The organism is Pirellulales bacterium, assembly GCA_036267355.1.
GTDB lineage: Bacteria > Planctomycetota > Planctomycetia > Pirellulales > DATAWG01 > DATAWG01.
On record DATAWG010000032.1, the window covers coordinates 1 to 9324 of the forward strand.

The following is a 9324-nucleotide window of genomic DNA, read 5'->3' on the forward strand; positions in this document are numbered from 1 at the left end:
GGCGTCGACGCTGGAGTTTGGGATGGTGCAACACAATCCCGAAGCGTTAGCGAGGGAGCGCCGCTACGGCGGCATCGTCTCGCTGCAGGCGGCACAGCCGGATGCACATTGGTTTAATGCGTTCGTAACGGCGATCCCGCAACGGAGCGCATCCTCGCTTACGCTTCGGGCTTGTGTGGCGTTACCGCTGCAGTTTGGGATGGTGCAACACAAACCCGAAGCGTTAGCGAGGGAGCGCCGCTACGGCGGCATCGTCTCGCTGCAGGCGGCACAGCCGGATGCACATTGGATCAATGCGTTCGTAACGGCGATCCCGCAAGGGAGCGCATCCTCGCTAACGCTTCGGGCTAGTGTTGAGTGGGGCCCCGTCCTCGCTTACGCTTCGGGATAGTGTTGCGTTAACGCTGGAATTTTGGGATGGTCAAAGCGATTCGCCCGACGATTTGCCGTCCCACTACCGACCCACGATGCAAAATCGTTGCTGTGACGCAGCACTAGGTTATTTGCATGACCCTCCGGGAACCGAAATGAACCGATTGAACGAACGCTTCCCTTTCGGATTGCTCTGCTTCGCGCTAGTTCTCGGCGCTACGTCGCTGTTTGCTGCCGGCGAGCCGAAGGGGCAACCCCATTACTACTATCCGCTGCCGAAGGCGAATCCGCCGCAAACATTCGAGACCGACGTTTGCGTTTATGGGGCCACGCCCGGCGGGGTCATGGCGGCCATTCAGTGCCGGCGAATGGGCAAGTCCGCCACACTCGTCGAATTCGGGCGGCATGTGGGCGGGATGACCGCTAGCGGCTTGTCGAAGACCGATGGCGGCAAGCATTCGGCCGGAATCGCGACCGAATTCTACAAGGTGGTCGGCAAGGCCGATTTTCGCCCGGCGGCCGCCGAAGCCCAGTTCCGCCGCATGCTCGCGGCCGAGGGCGTGCAATTGCATCTTGAAGAGCGGCTTGCCGGCTGCACGAAAACCGGCAACCGAATTACGCAGATCGAAATGGAAAGCGGCAATCGGTTCCGCGCCAAGATGTTCGTCGATGCCACGTATGAAGGCGATCTGATGGCGGCCGCCAAGGTTTCGTACATCGTCGGCCGCGAAGCGAACGCCACCTACGGCGAAACGCTCGACGGAGTCACTTCCGGCGCGACGCGGGCCCACAATTTCCGCTTCGCGGTGGATCCGTTCGTCGTGCCGGGCGACGCATCAAGCGGATTGTTGAAGGAAATTTCGCCAGAGCCGCGCGGCGCGGTTGGCCAGGCGGATCGCCGGGTGCAGGCCTACAACTTCCGCATGTTTCTCACTCGCGCGGCCGATCGAATTCCGTTTCCCAAGCCGCAGCGCTACGACCCGACCCGATACACGTTGCTCGCGCGCTACATCGCCGCCGGCGCTGGCATCGGCGATTTCATGCAGCTTCACGACGGCGATTCCAACAACGAGGGGGGCTTTTCCACCGACAATATCGGGGCAAGCGACGCATGGCCCGAGGCCGATTACGCGACGCGGGAAAAGATCTTTCAAGACCACGTCAGCTACCAGCAAGGGCTGATGTGGTTTGTGACGCACGATCCGCAGGTGCCCGCAGCGATCCGCCAAAAAATTTCGGCTTACGGCCTTTCGCCCGAAGATTTCGCCGACACGGGCGGATGGCCGCACCAGTTGTATGTGCGCGAGGGGCGGCGGATGGTGAGCGACTATGTGATGACCGAACACAATTGCCGCGGAGCAACCGTGGCCGAGGATTCGGTCGGCCTCGCGGAATACAACATGGATTCCCACCACTGCCATCGCTTCGTGCAAATCAAAACCGACAAAGCCACGGGCCGCGGGCGGTCGATCGTTCGCAACGAGGGAGACGTGGAAGTGGCCCCGGCCGGACCCTATCCGGTCGCGTATCATTCGATCGTGCCGAAAGCGGGCGAGTGCGAGAATCTCTTGGTGCCCGTTTGCCTTTCGGCAAGCCATATCGCCTACGGCTCGATCCGCATGGAACCGGTGTTCATGGTGCTCGGCCAAAGTGCGGGCACGGCGGCGGCAATGGCCATCGATGCAGACGAGCCGGTGCAAAAGGTCGGCTACAAACAACTCCGCGCACGCTTGCTAGCCGACCACCAATTGCTCGACCCGCCGCGCAAAAAATCGTCCACACCGCGCTAGTGCTTCGGCTTGTTGTCCGCCCGCTTGCCAGTCAGTGGCTTTTGGCCGGTGGGGCCGAAGCCGACGTTCGTTTCACCGCCGAGTTGAAGTTCGTCGCCGGTGAATTTGCAGCGCACCGTGACGATGAATGGCGTTTCGTAGAAGCAGAGCTTGGCGGTGTAGGTGTCGTCGGCGGTCCATGCGCCGCTGGCTGCGGCCGGGCCGTGCAGGCGACCCCACGCGGCGAGTCCATCCTTCCATGTGCCATTGCCGCAGGTGAGCCGATGTTCTTTGCCGGCGACGCGAGCGACAATGGCCACCTCGCCGTTTTCCCCCTTCTCCAGTCGATTCGCCTCGAGGTTGTGCGCGTTTGCCGGAAACTCATAGGTCTTTCCAAAGACATCGGCCGCCGCAGCTGAGCCGGTTTGCGGCGGAATCGACAGCGTCTTGAGCCGCTCTTGCAATTTCGCCTGGGCGTCGCCGTCGGGCGGCAGCGGTAAATCCTTCATCGCCGGCAACAGTTTGTCCCACACCAAATTCAACACCGCCTGCATGTCTTTCACGCCGCTCGTGATCGCCACCACCGCGTCTTGCTCGGGCATCACGATGCAATATTGCCCGAACGCTCCGTCGCCGCGAAAGGCCCCGTGGCGGCAGCGCCAGAACTGGTAGCCATAGCCTTGGTCCCAATCGCTCTTGGGATTGCTGCCGTTCGAGGTTTCGAGCGACGTGGCGGCCGCAACCCATGCTTCGGGCACGAGGTGCTTGCCGTTCCATTTGCCGCGCTGCAAATAAAGCTGGCCGAACCGGGCGATGTCTTCGGTGCGAATGCTCAGGCCGAAGCCGCCTGCCGAGATGCCCTGCGGGCTCATTTCCCACGTCGGATGCTCGATTCCGAGCGGTTCGAAAAGCCGGGGCTGCAAATAATCGAGCACCGTTTCGCCGGTCGCTTTCTGCACGATCGCCGAAAGCATGTAGGCGCCCGACGTGTTGTAGAGAAAATGCGTTCCCGGCTTGAAGGGGACTGGATGATCGAGAAACGTTTTGGTCCACGGCTCGGAATCGGTTCGCTCGGGCTCGGTCTGTTGGCCGCTCTGCATCCGCAGCAGATCGCGGACGCGCATCGATCTTAGATTGGCGCCCGGATGGGCTGGAGCATCGTCGGGAAAGAACTTGAGCACTTCGTCGTCGAGGCTCAGCTTGCCTTCGGAAATCGCCAAGCCGACGGCGGTCGACGTGAAACTCTTGCTGAGCGAATAGAGCGAATGCGGAGCGCCCGCGCGATACGGCGCCCACCAGGCTTCCGCCACGACGTGGCCATGCCGCAGGAGCATGAAGCTGTTCATGTATTCGACGTTCTTATCGGCCGCATCGACGAACGACAGAATTCCGGCCGACGCGACGCCTTGCTCTTCCGGCGAACTGCGCGGCAGGCCAGCGGCGACGGCAATTGATGGACCAGCGGCGAACGGCGCAACGGCGAGCAGCGCGATGGCGAGCAGCAGGAAAGCGGTCGATTTTTTCATGGCATTTTCCTGAAAGGATGGTGATGATGGCCTATTGTGAACAGCGGCCGAGCGCATCGCAATCGTTTTTGTGCGGCAGAGGGGCAACCACAGTTGGAGTTCGGGCATTCGCGTGTCGGCGGCGCGCTGAAGCGTGAACTCCAACATGGCCGCGACGTTCGTTGGAAGTCAGCTAAGATATTCGACGGGTAAATTCGGCTGATTGATTTTGAGAGGGAAGCGATGTCACGAATAGTGTCTGGCAATCCATCTATCCGAAAGTTTCGCACGGTCGTTGCATGCGTCTCGGCGTGCATTGCGGTCGCGGTCGCAATCGGTCCCGCAGTCGATCGAGCGGCATCGCCGGCCGCGAAGTTGCAAACCATTCGCCTCGGCGAGTGGTATACGGTCACGCGCCCCGCGGCGCTCCGCATCGGCGGCGAGGCGGAAATCAAGGTGGCCTTTCGCGGCATCGCCGAAAAGACGACGCTCTGCTGCGACATGCATTATCAAAAGCTCGACGGCTCCGGCGGCGGATTTTACTCGAACGATTGGCGTGGAAAACCGCCCGTGCAAGGCGACGGCGAACTCGTCTTCCACATCCCGATGCATCCACAGGCCGATATCGCCAGCGTTGTCATCGTGCTCTATACCGCGCCCGGCGGCGCGTGGGAGAAGCACACGCGCTTCGTCACATCGCAGCCGATTCCCGTGGCCGATCCCGATCCGGCATATGCGGAATGGACGAAGCAAATCAAATACAACCGCAGTTGGATCGCCATCGATTGGCGCCCGCTGCAAGGCCGGCTTACCGAGGGAGACAAGATCGAATTGCCGGTGGAATACGCGCTCGATCCGTCCGAAAATCACGCCTTCACGACCCTTTCGCTGGAGATGCTCGGTCCGCGCGTGCCGATGCCGAATGCGCCCAAGCCGATCACGTTCGACAAGACACAGCACATTTATTACGGCCAGCAATCGGTCAAGATCGAACCCGGCCACGGGCGGCATATTTTCACGCTGACGGTTCCCAAATCATCGCCGCAAAACGCGCTGCTTCTGCTAGCTTCGTTCACCGACAGCCACGGCAAGCGCTGGCCGTGGGATGTTCGCGCCGAAACGTGGTTTGCCCGCAAGGGAGGCCGATTCGAGCTGGAAACGGCAAAGCCCGGCAATCTTTTCACGTACGCCGAGCCCGTGCAAATGCTCGTGCGGCTCACGAATGTCGATCGGCCGGGCGAAAAGAAACTGCTGAATTACAAAGTCTACGATTATACGAAGGCCTTGGTTGCCGACGGATCGCAGCAATTCACCGCGGAGAAGAACGGGCAAATCGTTCCAGTGCGGCTGGATTCTCTCGCGGGCGAATCCGCAAGGCGCGGCACGTTCCTGTTTCAAGCGACGGTCGACGGCTGGGAAAGCCGCGAAACGACATTCTGCCGAATCCCCGATCTCGCGGCGATGACGAAAGACGCGCCGACTCGGCTCGGATTCACCGTTCACGCCGCGGCCCACTTGGGCCACCGCACCAATGAGATTTTCCAAATCGCTCGCCGACTGGGCCTCACGAACTGCCGGGCGTTTACCGAATGGAAATCGATCGAGCCGGGACCCAATCATTTCGATCTCGCGGCGTGGGACGCGTTCTTCGATGCCGCGGCGGCGAACCGCGTGCAAACGGTTGTAACGATCTACGATCCGCCGGCCTGGGTAATGCCAGTCGGAAAATATGTCGGCTACCAGATGTTTCCCTGCGACCTGCAAGCCTTTCGCAACTTGGTCTCGACGGTTTCCAAGCGATACCAAGGCAAATTCTGGGGCTGGGAATGGCTCAACGAGATCACGCCCGGCGGCACGCCCGATTTCGTCGGCGATTATGTGCAATTGTGCCGCGCGGGCGTGGAATCGGCCCGGGCCGTCGATCCGAAGCTCGGCTCCGTGCTCGCCGGCGGGCTTTGGCCGCGAAATTATCGCCTGGACGTGCTCAATGCCGGCGTGGGGAAATATATCGATGCCCTGCCGATTCACTACGGCAATGGAATCGGCATCCAAGAAGCTCGCGGCGATCTCGATTCGTTCGGTGCGACGAAAGCCGCCGTGTGGGAAAACGAGTCGTCGGCGTTCGTCATTCAATGGGATCGGCCAGGGCTGGAGCTGATCACGGAGCCGCTGAAGTCGAAATGGGTGATGACCCAATGGACCGACGAACTGGCGGGGGGCTGCGAAAAGCTGTTCTATTTCGGCGGCGAGGGAGACGCGATCGGCAATAGCGACTATCTACGGAGTGATCTTTCGCCGTTGCCGGTCGCCGCGACGCTGGCGGTGTTCGCGGCGAAAACATTTCATGCCGTGCCGATCGGCATGTTTTCGTCGCGCAATGGGGCACGCTTCTATCTCTTCGATCGCGACGGCCAAACGCTCGTCGTGGCCAACACCGAGGCCGCAAGCGCGGATAAAACAAACGAGACTGAAATCAACGTGGGGGCGGCCTCGCTTCGCGTCACCGATTATCAGGGAAACGAATCCACGATCAGCGCGCCCCATGGCATCGCGCGGCTGCCGCGTTCCGAACTGCCCGTGTTCATCGAAGGCGCCGACATGAATACGCTGAAGGCGAATTTGGTTCCGTCGATCGTCGCGCCGTCGTCCGGCAGCCAGATCGATTTGAGCGGAGCGGAGCCGCAGGTGACGCTTCTGCAAGGCAAGCCGGGCAGCGTTCAAGTTCGACTGCGCAATCTTTTCGGCCGGCGAATCAGCGGTACTCTCAAAGCCGACCTTCCGTCGGCGTGGGCTCCGCGGCCCGCGGTCGATTTTGCTCTCGAGCCGGGCCAGAGCAAGATCGTTTCCATTCCGGTGGCGTTGCCGGAAGCGACGGCGGCGAAGAATTATCCGCAGTCGATTTCCGTCGCGTTCGATGCGGCGGAAAAATTGCCGACGGTGGTTCGGCCGTTCAATGTCGCGGTGATTTCGCCCGCCAATGTCGGCAATCTGCTGAAAAATGGCGACTTCGAGGAGCTCGATGCCGATGGCAAGCCGGCCAAGCATTGGGGAGGCACCGGGGCCGTCGTTTCCAGCGCCGGCCTGGGCCTCGGCTTGGGCAAACATGTGCTGAAGTTTGCACCCTCCGACAATTGGGCCAACTTCGGCCAGTCGATCCCGCTTCGCGGCGACACGACCTACCTCTACACCGCGTGGATTTGGAATCGCGGCAAGGAAGGCGGGTCGAACATCGTGCAAACCCTCCGCGACGGCAGCAGCAAGTCGCTGTTCGACAATCAGGTGATCAACATGGGCGACAGCACGCCCGGCTGGCAGGTGTTTACCTGCCGTTATAAAGCGCCAAAGGATTTGGCCGCGGCAGCGTTCGTCCCCGTCTGTCGCGGGCCGGGAGTGGCGATGTACGACAATCTTCGCGTCACCGTGTTCGAAGGAAGCGATTTCGCCGCCGAGGCGATCAAGGTGAAAAAGCCGCCGGCCATTAGCGGGAATCTGGGCGGCGGCGCCGGCAACGATCCCAGTGCCAACGGTTGGGGCACCGCATGCCCGATCCCGCTCATCGGCCGAAATCAGCTTCACGCGTTCGACAAGCGATACGCCTGGACGCCGGCGAATCTCAGCGGCGTGGCCTATCTGCGCTGGGATGAAACGAATCTGTATCTTGCCGTCGATGTGCTCGACGACATTCATCATCCGGCCGGCGACGGCGAGTCGGTGATCGACGGCGATAGCCTGATCTTGGCATTCGATCCGACAAACCGTTCGCCCGACGCCGCCGCTAAGGCGGTGGAATATTATGTTTCGTCGCAGAAGCCGGCGGGGGGCAGCGGACGCGATACACTTTGGCGACCGGCGGCGCACAGCGGCGGCCGGCCCCCCGGCCATCTGGCCCGGGATTCGTCGGTGTACGAACTGCTCGTCAAACCCGAGCCGGGCCGTTGCGCCTACCAGATTCGGATTCCGTGGAGCGAACTTGGCGTGTCGCCGGCTTTCGGCACAAAATTCGGCTTCTCGATTCAACTCAACGACAACGACGGCCAAGGCCCGGCCGCGCAAATGAACTGGGGCGGCGGCCTGTCGCCCGCCTGGCAGCCCGCCAATTTCGGGATTATCACGCTTGTGGAATAGCCGCGGTTTTCAGCGACTGCCTTCGACGCTTGAATCGAGAGTTGCGAATGAAATCGATCGTGGTTTTTTCCGGCGGCCTGGACTCGACGGTGCTACTACACCAACTGCTGGCAGCGGGCGATACCGTGGCGGCGATTTCGGTCGACTACGGGCAGCGGCATCGTCGCGAGCTCGAGCACGCCAAGGCGATCGCCGGCCGGTTGGGGGTCGATTGGCAATTGGCCAATCTGTCGGCGATTTGCCCCTTCATTGCCGCTTCGAGCCAAACCAGTGCATCGATCGCCGTGCCCCACGGGCATTACGCGGAAGAATCGATGAAGCAGACGGTGGTGCCCAACCGCAACATGATCATGCTATCCGTGGCGGCCGGTTGGGCGATCAGCCGCCGTTTCGACCGAGTAGCATACGGCGCGCATACGGGCGACCATGCGATCTATCCGGATTGCCGGCCGGAATTCGCGCGTGCTCTCGGCAATGCAATCCGGCTGGCGGATTGGCATCCGGTCGATTTGCATTGCCCGTTCATCGAGATGATGAAAGCGGAAATCGTCAAACTGGGCGCATCGCTGAACGTCGATTTTTCGGCGACTTGGTCGTGCTACGAGGAGGGCGAAACGCATTGCGGCAAGTGCGGCACGTGTTTCGAACGGCAAGAGGCATTTTCGCTGGCCGGCGTTTTGGATCCGACCGTCTATCAAGATCCGCGGCCGCGGCCAGCTTTCGGATCCGCTTAAGGGAAGCGGCTGGGACACCGGGGGCGGTCTGTTCGCGACGCGGCCGCTTTTTCCGGCATCATTGCGACCCGAGGTCGACGATCTTGCCATTCCGTTTGGCCACGATGAAGACATTCTTCTTCGACTCGGCGCCGAATAATTCGGCAAGGACGTAGAGCGGCCGGGCGTCGAGGAAATTGACGCTTTGAATTTGGTCTCCTTTCTGAAGGCCCCATTTCGCTGCAACGCCGTCAGGCTGCACGTCGGCCACGACCGACGTATTTTCATCGTCGCTCAATTCGGGTCCGTCGTCCGACAATTGCACGATCTTTACGCCAAGCTGTTGCGAGAAATTATCCGATTGATCGGTTGCCGCGAGCTGCGCAAGCGCGAACATCGTGAAGACCGACTTGTTCGAATCATCGTCGACCGCCTCGACGAGCGCTGCGACGCCGCCCTTGTCTTCTCCGGCGCGGCACAGCCTCATACCTTGAAAATAGGCGCACTCGCCTTCCGCTTTGGCACTATCTTTGGTTTTTGTTGCCGCGTCCCAAAACTCCTCCGCAGAAATTTTTCCGCTCAGGAACAGCACGACCTTATCGCGCCACTCCGTGCGGCCTGTCGATGCGTTCCACTCATTGACCAGCCGGTCAACCGCGTCACGCGGTGCGTCCGAATTCAAGGACAGGAGCATGAGCGGAATGCGAAGTTGCGTAAATCCTGTCGCGAGCGAAAAGTCTTTTTCCGCCTGAGCATAATCAGCTAGACACATATCCAACAAACCGCGATTCAAATAAACGCGCGAGCGGTCGGTCAAGCCCGGCGTCGGTTCGGCCAAAC

6 protein-coding genes are annotated in these 9324 nt (G+C 61.0%); 4 read left to right on the forward strand and 2 right to left on the reverse strand.

All coding sequences use genetic code 11. The annotated features are described in order from the left end of the window. Both VHX65_05285 and VHX65_05290 read left to right on the forward strand, forming a co-directional pair. Positions 1 to 391: hypothetical protein (locus VHX65_05285; GenBank protein HEX3997944.1), on the forward strand; the 391-nt coding region annotated here is incomplete at its 5' end. A gap of 136 nt (positions 392 to 527) precedes the next feature. Then, positions 528 to 2162 carry an FAD-dependent oxidoreductase gene (locus tag VHX65_05290; protein HEX3997945.1) on the forward strand — a complete coding sequence of 545 codons (1635 nt, stop codon included), beginning with the start codon at positions 528 to 530 and terminating at the stop codon, positions 2160 to 2162. Here VHX65_05290 and VHX65_05295 read toward each other — a convergent pair. Beyond that, on the reverse strand, positions 2159 to 3667 hold the full coding sequence (locus VHX65_05295; protein ID HEX3997946.1) for a serine hydrolase: 1509 nt from the start codon (positions 3665 to 3667) through the stop codon (positions 2159 to 2161). The genes VHX65_05290 and VHX65_05295 overlap by 4 nt on opposite strands. 222 nt (positions 3668 to 3889) lie before the next feature. Between VHX65_05295 and VHX65_05300 the strand changes: the two genes are divergently transcribed. Both VHX65_05300 and queC read left to right on the forward strand, forming a co-directional pair. After that, complete coding sequence (locus tag VHX65_05300) at positions 3890 to 7771, forward strand: sugar-binding protein (GenBank protein HEX3997947.1); 3882 nt, start codon at positions 3890 to 3892, stop codon at positions 7769 to 7771. A 47-nt stretch (positions 7772 to 7818) separates the two neighbouring features. Next, complete coding sequence (gene queC, locus VHX65_05305; protein ID HEX3997948.1) at positions 7819 to 8505, forward strand: 7-cyano-7-deazaguanine synthase QueC; 687 nt, start codon at positions 7819 to 7821, stop codon at positions 8503 to 8505. Between the two features lie 58 nt (positions 8506 to 8563). On the opposite strand, the gene VHX65_05310 is transcribed toward queC, so the two are convergent. Further along, positions 8564 to 9324 (reverse strand): PDZ domain-containing protein (locus VHX65_05310; protein ID HEX3997949.1); only part of this gene is annotated, 761 nt, incomplete at its 5' end.